Annotated in this window: 18 protein-coding genes and 2 pseudogenes; 7 read left to right on the plus strand and 13 right to left on the minus strand. The window is 53.9% G+C overall.

All coding sequences use genetic code 11. The features are described 5' to 3' along the window. Positions 1–95 precede the first annotated feature (95 nt). Complete coding sequence (gene parE / locus MN084_RS14185) at positions 96–1,985, minus strand: DNA topoisomerase IV subunit B (protein ID WP_241087432.1); 1,890 nt, start codon at positions 1,983–1,985, stop codon at positions 96–98. 255 nt (positions 1,986–2,240) lie between these two features. Between parE and MN084_RS14190 the strand changes: the two genes are divergently transcribed. From MN084_RS14190 to MN084_RS19875, 6 genes and pseudogenes are all read left to right on the plus strand, one after another. Continuing rightward, the gene (locus MN084_RS14190) at positions 2,241–2,480 is read left to right on the plus strand and encodes an exodeoxyribonuclease VII small subunit (protein WP_241087431.1); all 240 of its coding nucleotides are present in this window, start codon (positions 2,241–2,243) and stop codon (positions 2,478–2,480) included. Further along, positions 2,470–3,372, plus strand: a complete 903-nt coding sequence (gene ispA / locus MN084_RS14195; RefSeq protein ID WP_241087430.1) for a (2E,6E)-farnesyl diphosphate synthase — start codon at positions 2,470–2,472, stop codon at positions 3,370–3,372. The genes MN084_RS14190 and ispA overlap by 11 nt, the downstream gene beginning before the upstream one ends. Before the next feature lie 229 nt (positions 3,373–3,601). Further along, the gene (gene folE2 / locus MN084_RS14200) at positions 3,602–4,402 is read left to right on the plus strand and encodes a GTP cyclohydrolase FolE2 (protein ID WP_241087429.1); all 801 of its coding nucleotides are present in this window, start codon (positions 3,602–3,604) and stop codon (positions 4,400–4,402) included. Positions 4,403–4,789: 387 nt separating this feature from the next. Continuing rightward, a complete protein-coding gene (locus MN084_RS14205) occupies positions 4,790–5,047 on the plus strand; it encodes a hypothetical protein (RefSeq protein WP_241087428.1) in 258 nt (85 codons plus the stop codon). Positions 5,048–5,238: 191 nt separating this feature from the next. Then, complete coding sequence (locus MN084_RS14210) at positions 5,239–5,502, plus strand: transposase (RefSeq protein WP_241087427.1); 264 nt, start codon at positions 5,239–5,241, stop codon at positions 5,500–5,502. 84 nt (positions 5,503–5,586) lie between these two features. Further along, positions 5,587–5,718: pseudogene (locus MN084_RS19875) on the plus strand (IS30 family transposase); the annotation flags it as partial. Here the strand turns inward: MN084_RS19875 and MN084_RS14215 are convergent. Both MN084_RS14215 and MN084_RS14220 read right to left on the minus strand, forming a co-directional pair. Continuing rightward, entirely contained in the window at positions 5,666–5,926 is a 261-nt protein-coding gene (locus MN084_RS14215) for a hypothetical protein (RefSeq protein WP_330178125.1), read from the minus strand. The pseudogene MN084_RS19875 and the gene MN084_RS14215 overlap by 53 nt on opposite strands. Positions 5,927–5,965: 39 nt before the next feature. Further along, positions 5,966–6,661, minus strand: a complete 696-nt coding sequence (locus tag MN084_RS14220) for a transposase (RefSeq protein ID WP_330178126.1) — start codon at positions 6,659–6,661, stop codon at positions 5,966–5,968. Between the two features lie 118 nt (positions 6,662–6,779). On the opposite strand from MN084_RS14220, the pseudogene MN084_RS14225 reads away from it, so the two are divergent. Beyond that, a pseudogene (locus MN084_RS14225) lies at positions 6,780–7,130 on the plus strand (IS30 family transposase); the annotation flags it as partial. A gap of 43 nt (positions 7,131–7,173) precedes the next feature. On the opposite strand, the gene MN084_RS19880 reads toward MN084_RS14225, so the two are convergent. From MN084_RS19880 to MN084_RS14270, 10 genes are all read right to left on the minus strand, one after another. Beyond that, positions 7,174–7,320: an ABC transporter permease gene (locus MN084_RS19880; protein WP_241087425.1), complete on the minus strand. Its 147-nt coding sequence runs from the start codon at positions 7,318–7,320 to the stop codon at positions 7,174–7,176. 530 nt (positions 7,321–7,850) lie between these two features. After that, the gene (trmB, locus tag MN084_RS14230; RefSeq protein WP_241087424.1) at positions 7,851–8,543 is read right to left on the minus strand and encodes a tRNA (guanosine(46)-N7)-methyltransferase TrmB; all 693 of its coding nucleotides are present in this window, start codon (positions 8,541–8,543) and stop codon (positions 7,851–7,853) included. A 115-nt stretch (positions 8,544–8,658) separates the two neighbouring features. Continuing rightward, on the minus strand, positions 8,659–9,468 hold the full coding sequence (locus MN084_RS14235; protein ID WP_241087423.1) for a DNA adenine methylase: 810 nt from the start codon (positions 9,466–9,468) through the stop codon (positions 8,659–8,661). Positions 9,469–9,609: 141 nt separating this feature from the next. Beyond that, positions 9,610–10,305: a DUF4376 domain-containing protein gene (locus tag MN084_RS14240; protein ID WP_241087422.1), complete on the minus strand. Its 696-nt coding sequence runs from the start codon at positions 10,303–10,305 to the stop codon at positions 9,610–9,612. Between the two features lie 42 nt (positions 10,306–10,347). Continuing rightward, positions 10,348–10,995 (minus strand): phage tail protein, encoded by a 648-nt coding sequence (locus MN084_RS14245; protein WP_241087421.1) that lies wholly within the window; start codon positions 10,993–10,995, stop codon positions 10,348–10,350. Positions 10,996–11,090: 95 nt separating this feature from the next. Further along, positions 11,091–11,582 (minus strand): YmfQ family protein, encoded by a 492-nt coding sequence (locus MN084_RS14250; RefSeq protein ID WP_241087420.1) that lies wholly within the window; start codon positions 11,580–11,582, stop codon positions 11,091–11,093. Further along, on the minus strand, positions 11,573–12,640 hold the full coding sequence (locus MN084_RS14255; RefSeq protein ID WP_241087419.1) for a baseplate J/gp47 family protein: 1,068 nt from the start codon (positions 12,638–12,640) through the stop codon (positions 11,573–11,575). The genes MN084_RS14250 and MN084_RS14255 overlap by 10 nt, the downstream gene beginning before the upstream one ends. Continuing rightward, positions 12,641–13,102 carry a phage GP46 family protein gene (locus MN084_RS14260; RefSeq protein WP_241087476.1) on the minus strand — a complete coding sequence of 154 codons (462 nt, stop codon included), beginning with the start codon at positions 13,100–13,102 and terminating at the stop codon, positions 12,641–12,643. Continuing rightward, positions 13,099–13,599, minus strand: coding sequence for a phage baseplate assembly protein V (locus tag MN084_RS14265; protein ID WP_241087418.1), 501 nt, complete (start codon positions 13,597–13,599; stop codon positions 13,099–13,101). The genes MN084_RS14260 and MN084_RS14265 overlap by 4 nt, the downstream gene beginning before the upstream one ends. Further along, complete coding sequence (locus tag MN084_RS14270; RefSeq protein WP_241087417.1) at positions 13,592–14,326, minus strand: phage baseplate assembly protein; 735 nt, start codon at positions 14,324–14,326, stop codon at positions 13,592–13,594. The genes MN084_RS14265 and MN084_RS14270 overlap by 8 nt, the downstream gene beginning before the upstream one ends. Positions 14,327–14,388 lie beyond the last annotated feature (62 nt).

Raw genomic sequence — 14,388 nt, forward strand, 5'->3', positions numbered from 1 at the left:
ACGGAGGGCATAAAGAACCGCAAAACTCACTTCATAAATTCATCTCTTCTTGACAATTTCCGCGTTTATTTACACCAATGCCGTACGGAGACTGACTATACCTCGGCCAAGTCACCCTTCTTCTGAAGCCAGCTCTTGCGATCCGATGCCCGTTTTTTGGCCAGCAGCATATCCACTGTACTGTCGGTGCCATCAGCGGCATTCACCGTTAACTGCACAAGACGGCGGGTATCTGGATGGATAGTGGTCTCCCTCAGTTGCGAGGGATTCATTTCACCCAACCCTTTAAACCGTTGAACGTTGATTTTTCCCTTTATTTTTTCCGCTGCGATGCGATCGAGCACACCCTGTTTCTCCGCTTCGTCCAAGGCATAAAAAACCTGTTTCCCGGCATCGATACGGTAAAGTGGCGGCATCGCAACATAGACATGACCCTCCTGCACAAGTTTCCTGAAGTGGCGCAAAAAAAGCGCGCACAGCAGAGTGGCAATATGGGCACCATCAGAATCAGCATCTGCCAGAATACAGACCTTGCCAAAGCGCAGCTTGCTCAGATCATCGATACCCGGCTCCACACCAATCGCCACAGAAATATCATGCACCTCCTGGGATGCCAGCACCTCATTTGAATCAACCTCCCAGGTATTCAGAATCTTGCCCCGCAACGGCATAATTGCCTGAAATTCCCGGTCACGAGCCTGCTTGGCGGATCCCCCTGCCGAATCGCCCTCCACCAGAAAGAGTTCGCTACGCTGAGGATCAACCGCACTACAGTCCGCCAACTTACCCGGCAGTGCCGGTCCCTGAGTCACTTTTTTACGCTGTACTTTCCGCCCGGCACGCAGACGAGACTGGGCAGAGCTTATTGCCAGCTCAGCAATCTGCTCTCCCTCCTCCGTGTGCTGATTGAGCCAGAGACTTAAACAGTCCTTCACGACACCCGAGACAAAAGCAGCGCACTCTCTTGACGATAAACGCTCTTTTGTCTGCCCGGAAAACTGGGGCTCAATAAGCTTGACAGAGAGAATATAGCTGCAGCCGTTCCAAACATCGTCAGGAGTCAGCTTGACGCCTCTCGGAAGCAAGTTTCTAAACTCACAGAACTCCCGCACCGCCTCAGTGAGGCCAGAGCGCAACCCATTGACATGGGTACCCCCCTGGATAGTGGGAATCAGGTTTACGTAGCTCTCTGTGACCGCTTCGCCACCCTCAGGCAACCAGACCACAGCCCAGTCCGCCACCTCTGTATTGCCTTTCATAGAGCCGATAAAAGGTTGAGACGGTAGAATTTCCGTCCCATGAAGCTCATCGACAAGATAATCTCTCAAGCCATCCTGGTAACACCATTGATATTTTTCACCGGCATTTTCATCCGTGAACAGCAATTTCAGCCCGGGACAGAGCACCGCCTTGGCCCGCAACACATGCAGCAACTGCCGCAAAGAGAATTTTGGGGAATCAAAATATTTGGGGTTAGGCCAGAAGCGAACCCGGGTTCCGGTATTATTTCTGCCAACCGTCCCCACCTCTTCCAGATCTGAGACCTTGTAGCCATCGGCAAAAGCGATATTGTACTCAGCACCACCGCGCTTGACCCAAACTTCAAGGTGTTTGGAGAGCACGTTGACAACCGAAACACCGACGCCGTGGAGACCACCGGAAAATTGATAATTTTTATCCGAAAATTTGCCACCAGCATGCAGTTTGCTGAGGATAACCTCAACCCCTGGCAAACCCTCTTTTGGGTGCATATCCACCGGCATACCCCGCCCATCATCCTTCACTTGCAGTGACCCATCCTTGAACAACATCACCTCGATGGTCGTTGCATGACCGGCTATCGCCTCGTCTACACTATTGTCGATCACCTCCTGAGCCAGATGATTGGGCCGACTGGTATCAGTGTACATCCCCGGCCGCTTGCGCACCGGCTCCAGGCCACTGAGGACTTCAATATCGGAAGCATCGTAGGAGTTGTTGGTCATCGTCAATAACAGCCTGATGTCAAAGGAAAAAACAGGATATGTAACTATTCGTGGGTGCAAAGTGTACACGCCGCCCGGACTCCATGCCAGAAGTCGGCAATAGTGGTGAGAGTTTATAATAAAACTCTCAATAAAATATCCACATTAGTGTGTGTGGATACCGCCCCCCGTAAGCAGATGAGATAAAGCATTGATTGACCCCCATCCAACGGCTGGGTAAGGTTTAACCTTCTATCGTTATCAGCGAGCTATGCCGTGCCTAAAAAGGAACAAAATGCCCCTTCATTTGAAGAGGCCCTGACCGAACTTGAAACACTTGCAGAGACCCTGGAGCAAGGAGATCTCTCCTTGGAAGAGTCTCTGAAGTCCTTCGAACGCGGGGTAGAGCTGACCCGGACCTGCCAGCAGGCCCTTAAAGAGGCTGAACAGAAAATACAGGTGCTTTCAGATCGGCGGGTCAGTGCCGGATTGGAGCCACTCGACAGTGACAGCTGAAGACACTCTGAAACCCTATCTTCAGAGCTGCCAGAAACGTGTCGAGCAGGCCCTGGAAAAGTGGCTGCCGGCTAGGAACATCCAGCCTACAACACTTCACGAAGCGATGCGCTATTCAACCCTCAACGGCGGAAAACGGGTCCGACCGGTACTGGTCTACGCAGCAGGCCAGGCTCTAAATGTACCTCCCGAAACCCTGGATGGCCCAGCCTGCGCAGTAGAGTTGATGCATGCCTACTCTCTGGTGCATGACGATTTACCCGCCATGGATAATGACGACCTTCGGCGGGGAAAACCTACCTGCCACAAAGCTTACGGGGAAGCTACCGCAATTCTTACCGGAGATGCCCTGCAGACCCTCGCGTTCAAGGTTCTATGTCTGGCTTCCACCCTTGATTGCACTGCAGAAACCCGACTAGAAATGATCGAGACACTGGTTCTTGCCAGCGGTTCCCGTGGAATGGCGGGGGGGCAGGCAATGGATCTCGATGCCGTAGGGAGGCAGATTGATCTGACTCAGCTGGAAAACATGCATATTCACAAAACTGGCGCACTAATAAGAGCCAGCGTCAAATTGGCTATGCTGGCAGCCCCAACAGCAGATAAAAATCAGATTCGCAACCTAGACCATTACGCTAAGTGCATCGGTCTGGCATTCCAGGTTCAGGACGATATTCTCGATATAGAGGGTAACACGGAAGCCCTTGGCAAAACCCAAGGGAAAGACCAGGCACAAGACAAATCCACCTACCCATCCCTGATGGGTCTGGAGGCCGCCAGGGAAATGGCGCAGCACCTTCATCACGAGGCCCTGAGAAGCCTGGACTCCCTGGATGTCCAAGCCGATCCACTGCGCTGGCTAGCTGACTATATAGTCAGGCGCTCTCACTGAGATAGGGGTTCATTATCTGGAAAAAGATGACGCAACTCTTGCGTCAGACAATATCAACCTTCACAATTATCGACTAGACTTATACAACCAAGTACAGGAAAATGCCGAAGAAAAACCCTGCAAACTTCAAGTTTTCAAGATCAGGCTTTTTGCTGTAGATTACGTGTTTAACAGTATCATTACTGCAGGCTATTCAGATAGCTCACAGTAGTACCCGAGGATTCAAAAAGTGACTACCACCTGTGATATCGCTGACGTTCAGAACAGCGAGGACACCCGGCAGATAGCCATTAATAAGGTCGGTATCAAAGATATCCGCCACCCGATACGGGTGAAAGACCGAAGCGATGGCGAGCAGCACACCATTGCCAGCTTTAACATGTATGTAAACCTGCCGCACAATTTCAAGGGCACGCACATGTCCCGTTTCGTGGAAATTCTAAACGCCCACGAAAGAGAGATCGGTGTCGCCTCGTTCAAAGAGATGCTGGCAGAAATGGCCGTTAAACTGGAAGCTAATTCCGGCCACATAGAGATGAGCTTCCCCTATTTCATCAACAAAATTGCCCCAATCTCCAAAGTTCAAAGTCTGCTCGATTATGATGTCACCCTGATTGGCGAGATTCATCAGAACGTCGCCACCATGTTTGTTAAAGTGGTGGTACCCGTCACCAGCCTCTGTCCCTGTTCGAAAAAAATCTCAGACCGAGGCGCCCACAATCAACGCTCTCACGTAACTGTTCAGGCAAAAACCAATGGATTTGTATGGATCGAGGAGATCATCGATATTGTCGAAGAAGAGGCCTCCTGCGAACTCTATGGTCTGCTCAAGCGCCCTGACGAAAAATATGTGACCGAGTATGCCTACGACAACCCAAAATTTGTTGAGGATATGGTTCGCGATGTTGCCAGACGGCTAAATAATGACGACCGCTTTACCGCCTATATCGTCGAATCGGAAAACTTCGAATCCATTCACAACCACTCAGCCTACGCACTGATCGAAAAAGATAAAGAGACTGACGACTAACCTCTGGCTCAGGGCGGCTTGGTGCTTGCCCACGTAACAAGAATAGGGCAACGCACACGAATTGAGCTGCGTAACGGCCGCAGGTCACACCTTTTTAAGGGCAATGGGGCTGGTTGCTTGCCTATGGCACTCGTTATGTAGCAGACCAGTTTGAAGCACAGGTACCTCCTCCTGGCTCCTGCAATCTGGTAGCTGCCGGCGGAATTGCCGCCGAAGCAGTCTCAAAGCATGGTAGGATGAAAAGCACCACGAACGATCCCGCGGTTAGGCCAGCTTACCAGCGCCAAAGGTAATATTCTCAACCTATCAGATACACACTTCCGGTAATACAAAGTAACAGAAAACGCCTACCCACAATGGTTGTGCTGGGCACCTCATATGACCACCATGGCGGCCGATCTGATACATGACGCCGCCAGAATGGGGATGAAAGTCTGCACCGCAAAAATAACCGACACCAGATCAGGACCGGACGTCGGGAAAATGATCGATGCTGATGCACACGAGATATTGGATTTTACCAACGAAAGATATGCCTCAACCTTCGGACTCAATCTGCAGCAACTACTGGACATCACTCATAATCTGATTGCCCGCATGGCGGCCAAAGAGACTGATCTGCTGATACTGGAAGATTGCCGATAGTCTGCAGCAGGAGACAGCAGCCATTCTCTCCTGCCAAAAATTCCGTAGTTCAGCCGATGCCTGCCTTCTGGCCTCCACCGATGCCATTGCCACCATCGGGCACCGTATATCAGCTGCAGGCACAATTGGATTGCCCCCCGAACACTAGACCAGTGGTATGTTAGGTTTTCCTCTACCTGAGGAGGACCAGGATGAAGAAGGGATATTTTTCGGATGAGCAGATCGTGGCTGTACTGCGCGATGCAGAGGCAACAACGGCCGTGGCGGCAGCACGCAAACACGGCGTATCGGAGCAGTCGATCTACCGTTGGCGCAACAAGTATGCCGGGATGGAAGTTTCAGATGTGCGGGAGCTAAAGCGAGTCAAGGATGAGAACATGCGGCTCAAAAAGCTGCTAGCAGAACGTGACCTGGAAGTAGAGGTCATGAAGGATATACAAGCAAAAAAGTGGTGAGCCCCCACGCAAAGCGCGCCATTGTAGATTCAATGGGTTGATGCAACACATTATACTCAATGATCAATTTATGGGGATTATATGATGGCAAGACTTGGCAGACCTGGACTCACAGATGATCAAAAACAAGAACTATGGTCACGTTGGCGGAAGGAAGAATCACTTAGTGATATAAGCCATGCCCTCGAAAAACAGCCTGCATCAACTTTTGGTGTGCCAAGACCTCAGGTACGGTGTGACCATCAAATACATTCTTCTCAAAAGCCAGGGCACCAATCACAATGCCCGCGTCCCTTGTGGTGGTGATTGATGCCTTGGTGCCAAACTCATAACGCTGCTGGGCCTTGCCTTTGCTCATACAGTAAACATGAGGTTCATGTAGGCTGTACAACTTGTTTTTATCAGCACGCTTCTGATTCAGCATGCGCTGGTACAGGGCGAACTTTTCTGCATAGAATTTCTGTTATTCTGCGGTCATCTTACGCTCTATTTCACGCAGTAATCGGCCGCTGATGGTCTTTAATCGCTTGACGGCCTTACGTGCCTTTTTACGATTCCTCGGATGTGTGGCAAATCGGGTGGGGAGCTTGAGAATTTTTACTTCCTTCTCATGGCTTCGACTGAGCACGATACCTTCTGCTCGAGCCATTTTGAGTAACTGCCCGTGTATCTTTCGGTACTGCTTTGCATCAGTTGGAAAGGTAATGTTTTTCTCTTGTACGGTAGTGTCGATACACATTTCATCTTCGATCGCCTTTTCTTGATGTAAGGCGATAGAGGCAGCCAGGACCTTTTCAAAACCTTCGTTGCCAATACGCTTTCTGAAGTAAGCCAGGTCGGAGGAGTCACAAGGAAGTTGCCATTGGAATTCGATCTCACCCGTAAAACTCTGGTAGCAGGGATTTTGTATCCAGCGTTGAATCAGAACCTCGTCACTGAGGTCTTCCAGATGCTTGAGTATCGAGAGGCCCACCATTAGGCGGATCGGTTTTGAGGGCTTTCCACGATGAGAATAAAGCGGGGAAAATTCAGCATCAAAATATGACCAGTCTATCTGTCTGGCCAATAGCAAAAGTGGATGCTTGGGGTTCAGCTGATCCAGTAAGTTCTGGTGCAGGAAACTTTGCTGGTTGGAATTGGCTATCTTGGGTTTGCTCAATTATCCACCTCTGTTTCGTCCAGTTTTTCTCTGCTTTTACCCCTTTCCGGACGTTTATTTTATCAAATATAGACGCTTATTTTATATAAATCATTGCGTTATGAATATTTCAGGGTCGACTAATTCGGTTGTTTCCGCACTCACGAAACAGGTTAAAAAACTTCCAGACAAGCTGGTACAGTCATTAACTTGGGATAGGGGGATGGAGCTTGCCGGCCACAAGAAATTTACTATGACGATAGATGCAAAAGTCTACTTTTGTGACCCACAAAGTCTATGGTAAAGAGGGACCAATGAAAATACAAATCGGCTATTGAGGCAGTACTTTCCGAAGAAAACAGACTTATCGATTTACTCTCAGGCACACTTAGATCGCGTGGCGAAAAAACTCAATCAACGACCGAGAAAAACATTGGACTTCGCTACTCCTGCAGATAAACTAAATGACGGTGTTGCATCGACCCCTTGAATCTACACCTGTGGCCTTTGTGAATAGGGCCGCTTAGAATGAATTATCTCATCCAAGTCTTGGTATTAAGATGGGGGGAAGGCCAAATGTAGAGCAGGTCTGCCTGGCTGAATAGCGTCTTCAGGACCATTCCCAGGAGCAGTAGCTGGATAACACTGCGTAGAGCGGCAATCAGCAGGCGTTTCTCCACTCCCAGGAGATGAAGGCCAGCAGCAACACCAAAAGTGCAGCAACTGATAGGCCCAGAGCACTGAGTCGGATCAGTTCCATGACTCTTGGCCTAGGTTGGATATCGGTTCATCCAGCAGCAGTACATTTAGGGTTTCCACTCAAAAGACGGGCGAGGGCGAGTCGTTGGCGTTCGCCGCTGGGAATTCGTAGTGTGTCCCACTCCATGGGCTCAGGAGGCAGTCCTAGGACGGTCAGCAGCTGGTCAGAGCTGACTGCCCACGATCTCTTTCCACCAGTGGCTCTCTGCGGGAAGCAAACAGCCCCACCGGTGCCAATCAGGTGCTGCAGTGTTCGACTAGGCACTGTTATCCAGAATCACTTCGCCGGTGTGTTGGTCAAGATCTGCAATGGCCCTTAACCAACAGGGTTTTTCCGCAGTCGGAAGGGCCTGCCAAGCTGATGCATTCTCTTGGTGGCAGTTGCATGTGGATCAGCTTGAGGCCGTGATTCTCAAATTGCCAGAATATCAATCCTGACATAAGAGTGCCATCAGTGGCGGAGGAAAGTGAGGTCCCAGATGCCGAGCCCAAGTCGTTGTCCACGCTGTTCAAATTTTGTGAGAGGGCGATAGTCCGGGCGCGAATGGAAGCTGCCGGTGCCTGTACTGTTACTAAAGTAGTCGTTTGCTGCGGTCATCTCTCTCATCATCTGTTTGGCATACTCTTCCCAGTCAGTGGCTGCATGGAAAAAGCCATTTGATTTGATAACCCGGGTTAGTTGTTCGACGAATGTTGCATTCAGTATTCGCCGTTTGTTGTGTTTTCTTTTGTGCCATGGATCGGGGAAAAAGAGAAAAACTGCGGCCAGGGTAGAATTGGCTATTCCATTTTTCAGCACATCCACGGCATCATTTCGAATAACACGAACATTGGTTAGTTCCAATTCTTCGATTTTCAGCAGCAGATGTCCCATGCCCGGGCGGTGTACCTCGATACCTAGATAGTTGATTTCAGGGTTGGCTTTTGCCATCTGTGCGAGTGAGTCACCGTTGCCAAAGCCGATCTCCAGATAGACTAGATTGTCATTGCCAAACAGGCTGGGCAGGTCAAGTTGCTGGTCTTGGTACTCGATACCAAATAGCGGCCAGATTGTATCGAAGGCACGCTGTTGTCCTGATGTGAGGCGGCCCTCCCGCAGAACAAAACTGCGGATAGGGCGGAGATGTTTTTCCTGTTCCGGCATTAATGGGTATCCGTTAGGAAATCCTTAATGATGCCGCGCGCGATAATTTCCGCTTCTGATTGAGATAATTGATTCATCTGAATCTTTTGGCATTCTTAAACAAAATGCAGAATACCTAAAATAGTCCAGGCATGCACATCTGAGTGCCTGACAGCTTTGGTGCTTTCTCTGTGTTGTCGTTCCAGATCAGAAGCTCTCGGGCTTCTGATCCTCCTCCGCCTCCTACTGTGTACTTGATCGGCTTGCTGTCCATGTAGAGGCCGTCGAAGACTTCCCTCATCTCCGGGATGTCGTTGACTGAGATCATCAGCATGCCTTCAATGTCTCTAGCCAGTCTGGCCATCAGCTCGTAGTTGTCGAACGTCCAGTCGACTCCATAGCCTTCGGTCTTCCAGTACGGCGGATCGAGGTAGAAGAAGCTGTGTGGTCGGTCGTAGCGCTCGACTACCTTCTCCCAGCTCAGTGATTCAACCCAGACGCCGTCTAGCCTTAAGTGGGCCTGTGTGACGTCCTGTTCCATCCTCATCAGGTTGATCGGTGGCGGAGCGGTTGTTGCCGTGCCGAAGGTCTGGCCATCGACCCGGCCACCGAATGCTAGCTTCTGCAGGTAGTAGAGCCGGGCCGCTCTTTGGATATCGGTCAGGGTTTCCGGTTTCTTCTCCTGCTCCCACTCATAGAATCGGCGGCTGCTCAGCACATACCTGAACTGCCTGGCGAACTCTTCGGGGTGGGCCTGGATGACCCTGTACATCTTGATCAGGTCATCGTTGATGACCTCTACACCGCTGGGCGGCTTGGCAAAGAAGATCGCTGCAGCCCCGCAGAATGCTTCTACGTAGCACTGATGGACTGGCATGCGTGGCAGGATCCAGTCGATCAGACGGCCTTTGCCGCCGATCCAGGGTACTACTGGGTGATGTTTCATAGTGAGCCTTTAATTCTGCTGTGGTAGGCTCCCCTTGCTCTGTACAGGGCGAGGAGGCCTTGGCTGGCTCACAGGGTGTTTTCCTGTGGGTTGGCGGCAGAGGGGGGTGTTGGCGCACTCCCTCTGTCGCTTCCTCTTTTATTATCCGGTCCAGGTGATGGTTTCTATCTCTGCCTGGGCCACTTCGATTGTGGTGGTGATTTCAACTGCTTCGAGTTGGGCTGCTCTTTCGTAGAGCACTCCCAATAGCCGGACTTTCTCTGCGGCTGCTTCCTTGAATACCTGATTGATATGGGCTGCGGTGTGGAGGCGTTGTGCCTTAATACCGCTGCTGACTTCAGTGCAGGTGTAGAGGATATCTACACCTGCGAGCCCGGCACCGACCAAGTTGATTTGGTCGATCTCTTTGTCGGTGTCGTAATGATGGCTGCTGCCCAGCGCATCGGAGTAGATGCCGGCACGTATCGCATTGCTGCATGCTTCTTTCAGCGCTCGGAGTTTTTCTGCTTTGGCATCGAACAACCGGACAGTGACGGGGAGCTGGGTAAGCGCCTCTGCAGGTGGCTCAATGCCTATCTCCGTGATGGTGTGGTGGGAGCCGTCGGCCAGGTAGTACTCGTGCCCCCGGTGGTCGGCGGCCAGTTGCCAGCCTTCGCTGTAGACGTCGACCTGGTTTGCCCCGGCACCCAGTGGGGCGTCGGCGACTGCGTGGGCGGGTGGGGCCATGTAGACGGGTTCACCCGCTGACTCTGTCTCCAGCGGGTCGATGGCGGCAGTCATTGGGCCGAGATAGATGCCGCTTTCCGGGTTGTAGCTATGATAGATTGGCGCTGCCATTTTGTCGATCCTCTTATTAATATTTGATGCAGAACATCAGTGCTATATTGCGGGGCGGGTCTCTGAGCCTTGCGCGGTATTGGTGAATCGCACACCGTGTGCACCACTGATGCTATTACCATCGACCATGACGGGTGACGGCTCACCATTGACCGGTATAGTTACGCTGGTTGTCGCACCCGATGTTTGTCGTGCTGAAGTGAACCTTGAATAACTGGTGTCAGCGGTTTGTGAGCTACGGAGTGCTCGTCCACTGTCGATGCCGCGACTGTTATCCCAGCCACGAATGAACTCACCGCGCAGATCCGGCAGGTTGAATGTTGTCGAACCATCTCCTGCGCCAAACCCCGTCCCGATAACGGCAAACAGGTCGCTGTAGGTCGTTCTGTTAATGGCGGCACCGTTGCACTCGAGGTAGCCAGTGGGCAAGGCTCCATCACCCCAAGTAATGACTGCGCCGCTGGGAATACCGGACTGCTGACTGGCAACAATGAGTGCCTGAATTTTGGTCAGCAGCTGAGTGTTATCCGCCTTATCAAGCGCACCACCGTCCTCCTCAATGACTGCCGCAATCTCCTCCTGGACAGAGTTCAGCCAATCATCCGTGACCTGGGTGGCAGGGGTTGCGGTCTGTGGGTCACCCTCGGTAAAAACGTTGTTGTTGTGGCCTGGGCCATCGATTCGATGCATATCAGCCTCCGTAGGCAAAGAGTGGTGTGGTGTGGGCGGGTCCGAGTCGTTTGATTGCGCACTCGAGGATCTCGTTACCCCAGTCGCGCAGGGGGTCACCAGCCGCCCCTCCCGCTGTCGGTTGGGTGATGGTGGTTTCGGGGGGCATTGACCTGCCATGCGTGATGCCAGGTATCGCTTGAGGTCACATCACCGGCCTGACTGCCGGCAACGAACGGCTGGAGTTCGCTGATGGTGATGACATAGCCCAAAGACGCGGCCAGGTCGATAAAGAACTGCCGGGACTGGCCGCCGATGTTGGTCAATTTCGCATGGAGCACAGCGCGCCGTTCAGCCGTAGTATCAGCAGCGGTGGTGCAGCTGTCGGGGAGACCGGCAACCCGCTCCCAGTCGATGAGCGGCTCGTAGGCGGTGCGCGGATCCGCCTCCTCGAGCAGGGCCGCCACCCGGCCGTCGACGCGGGCCAGCTCTTCAGCCAGGGCTGACAATAATCCGGTGAGGTTGGTGTCGGGCTCACGGGTCCAGGCGATACCCTGGGGCAGCAGGGCCTGTAGTTGGGTCAGGTAGTGAGCGGCGCTCATGCCCATGTGATCACTCCCGGTACGGCAATCTGGCCAGCGATGTGGGTGATGTCTGCAGCCGGGTTGGTGAGCAGGTGATCGGCCTCACCGGCGGCGATGCTGATCGCCTCTCTTATATGGCTGAGCAGAAGGGTGCCGCCGGGTTCGCCCTCGCGCTGGATCAGGTCGATAATCTCGGCCTCGACGGCGTCTTTGACGGCTTGGGTGTTGGGTGACAGGCCGCTGATGGTGAGGTCGAGCGGCATGGCCACCGGGGCGATGACGGTGGGGTCGGCAGTCACCGGGCGCACGCCGTCTATGTATGTTTGAACTGCGTCGATGACGGCCTGCTCGGGGATGCCGTTGGCGTTGGCGGTGGCGTCGTCGGTCATGATGCGGATGCTCACGCCGTTGGCGGCCAGCTCCTGGGGGGTGATCCAGACACGGGTGACGTCGCTGTGGCCTACCAGTGCCCAGGCGATGTAGTCGTGAACGGCACCACCGTGGGGTGGTTCCTGGATGCGGACCAGCAGACGTGAACGCAGGCCGTCATCGTCCTCGCCCTCCGCGCCGCCGCTCAGTCCACCGGCGGCCACGGTGGCCTGGAAGAGCACACCGGCAATGGGTGAGACCAGGTTGAGAGTAACCCCGGCATCGGCATTGCCATCAGTGCCGGCCAGGCTGGGGGTAACAATCGCCGAAGCGGTGCTGGCGGCAATGGTCACCTCGGCACTGGTGGAGTACTCCACGCCATCGGAGCGCTGCAACAGGGTGCCTGCCGGGATCACCACTCCATCGGTACCGGTAAAATCGACACTGCCGGTGGTGGCTACGGCTGCACGCCGGGCTACCTTCCAAACCGATGCCCAGCGCTCGAGGCGCTCGGCATCGGCGGTGTCGGGCAGCACCTGTTGTGCAATGTGGTCGAGGTAGCCATAGAGGCCGTGGGTTGCACCTGCCACTACGCGGGCCAGTTCACCATTGACCGAACGGCGCAGTTTGGCGTCGGCACCCGGCAGGCGTGCCTCGATATCACCGGCGATACGTGCTTTCTGGGTCTGCAGGTCGGGTCTATTAAACGGCATTTAAATGTGCTCCCAGAGGGTGTTAAAACGGTATTCACTATCGCCCTGGGGGCGGGTGATCTTGATATGCAGATTCAGCCAACCACTGCCGGCGCTGGTTGCCAATACGGAGACAGCACTAGCGACACCGTCATCGATCAGCCACTGCAGGGCCTCTTCTGCATACTCTTTGGCGCGGGCCAGCACATCGGGAAGTTGTTTTTCACGCGCCAATAGCCAGAGGCGGGAGCCGATGCGATCGCCCTCAATGTCGGCCAGGGTGTCGGTCCACCAGCCACGGCGGTTGTCGGTGCCGTCGGGGATGGTGTCATCGGTCTCGGCGCGTCTATCGGTAAATAGCGAGATGATGACGGCAGTCTGCAGGCTGTCGTCGGTGGCTAGGTCGGCGCCGTTGAGCGCCAGGTCAAATAGTGACGGCCGGCCCTCGCCTTGATCGATCATCTGCAGGGCGATATCGGTCATGAGCACCTCACCTTTTCTGAGCCTTCGACGATTGGCCACAGACCGGCACTGGAGCCGCCCCCAACTTCAACTTTGTCACCAACACGGGCAATACGACCACCGCCTTCACCTGCCAGGTGGATGTCGTCGCTGTTTATCACCACCTTGGGGGATGTCACCTCTATGCGGTCGCGATGAAGGATGAAGGATTGGCCCATATCGTCGTAGAGAGCTACCTCCCCAGAGGCCAATCCCTTGAGACGATAGCGACGATCATCGGTGGCGATTACAATGGTGTGGGCGCGGCTGCCGCCGACGGCAAGAGCCACCGCTTCAGCACCTGGCTGGGGGTTACTGGTGAATCCATACTCCTGCACCCGCTCAACCTCTGCGGTCTCGTCGGCTAACAGGGTGATCTGCACCTCCTGGAGGCCGTGACCATCGTTGACCAGGTTGATGACGGCGCGGCTGACCATGATCCGGAGGCGGCGAGTGAGTGGAGCCAGTAATCTACGCACCGAAACCTCCCTCATCCGCTTTGGGTTCGGGCAGTTCGATCAGGTCAAACGCTTGGGGCAGCATCACGGTCAGCTCTGCGCTTTCGCCTCGGTCATCGAGCACCAGGGTGACGGCGATGATCAGCATCTCCTGGTTAATACCCATGTAGTCATCGTCAACGGGGATGAGCCAGTTGGGTGACCAGAGCGCACCGCCCTGGTCGCGCCATCCCTGTACCGTATAGGTGACGCTTTGGGATCGACCTGCATTGACGTTACGCTGCCAGGTGGCGCGTGTTTTGGCAGCTGCGGCATCGATGGGATCGTCGGAGACGATGGTCATGGGGCGGTGGCGTTTTATGGCTGAGTCGCTCACCGTTGCGAAGATCTGGTAGGCCTGGGCAGCATCACTGAACGCATTGCCTGCTGCCTGACCCTTGATCTTGTAAACACTGAAGCGGTTGCGGTGGGAGAAGTGGCCCTTGGCCTCCTTGATGTTGTCGCCCAGTTTTAGTTTGCCGGCAGCGCGTTGGCTACCGGCCCGGGTGATCAACAATAGCCCGCGAATACGCGCAGCACGTTCCAGCGCCTCAAAGGCGGTTTCCCCTTCATTGTTCTTGAGCCCGGAGAAGGCCGCACCGGTATCGGTGACTGCCCGTACACTAATGTTGAATGGTGCACAGAGCTTCTCTGCTATCTGTAACAGGGTCTGCCCCTTCCATTGAAACGAGGGTGCAGAGCAGTCCACCAGGTCGGCGGTGGCATCACGGCCCTTGGCGGTGATGCCGTGGCTCTTGCTGCTGTACTGTG

It is taken from the genome of Candidatus Vondammii sp. HM_W22, from assembly GCF_022530855.2.
GTDB lineage: Bacteria > Pseudomonadota > Gammaproteobacteria > Chromatiales > Chromatiaceae > Vondammii.

Bases quoted from the DNA above. Each gene is read 5' to 3' on its own strand.
- MN084_RS14210 (WP_241087427.1), top strand. From the start codon at position 5,239: ATGAAGAAGGGATATTTTTCGGATGAGCAGATCGTGGCTGTACTGCGC.
- MN084_RS14245 (WP_241087421.1), bottom strand. From the start codon at position 10,995: ATGCATCGAATCGATGGCCCAGGCCACAACAACAACGTTTTTACCGAG.
- MN084_RS14205 (WP_241087428.1), top strand. From the start codon at position 4,790: ATGGCGGCCGATCTGATACATGACGCCGCCAGAATGGGGATGAAAGTC.
- MN084_RS14255 (WP_241087419.1), bottom strand. From the start codon at position 12,640: ATGCCGTTTAATAGACCCGACCTGCAGACCCAGAAAGCACGTATCGCC.
- MN084_RS14215 (WP_330178125.1), bottom strand. From the start codon at position 5,926: ATGCTGAATCAGAAGCGTGCTGATAAAAACAAGTTGTACAGCCTACAT.
- MN084_RS14235 (WP_241087423.1), bottom strand. From the start codon at position 9,468: ATGAAACATCACCCAGTAGTACCCTGGATCGGCGGCAAAGGCCGTCTG.
- trmB (WP_241087424.1), bottom strand. From the start codon at position 8,543: ATGCCGGAACAGGAAAAACATCTCCGCCCTATCCGCAGTTTTGTTCTG.
- MN084_RS14250 (WP_241087420.1), bottom strand. From the start codon at position 11,582: ATGGGCATGAGCGCCGCTCACTACCTGACCCAACTACAGGCCCTGCTG.
- parE (WP_241087432.1), bottom strand. From the start codon at position 1,985: ATGACCAACAACTCCTACGATGCTTCCGATATTGAAGTCCTCAGTGGC.
- MN084_RS14240 (WP_241087422.1), bottom strand. From the start codon at position 10,305: ATGGCAGCGCCAATCTATCATAGCTACAACCCGGAAAGCGGCATCTAT.
- MN084_RS14260 (WP_241087476.1), bottom strand. From the start codon at position 13,102: ATGACCGATATCGCCCTGCAGATGATCGATCAAGGCGAGGGCCGGCCG.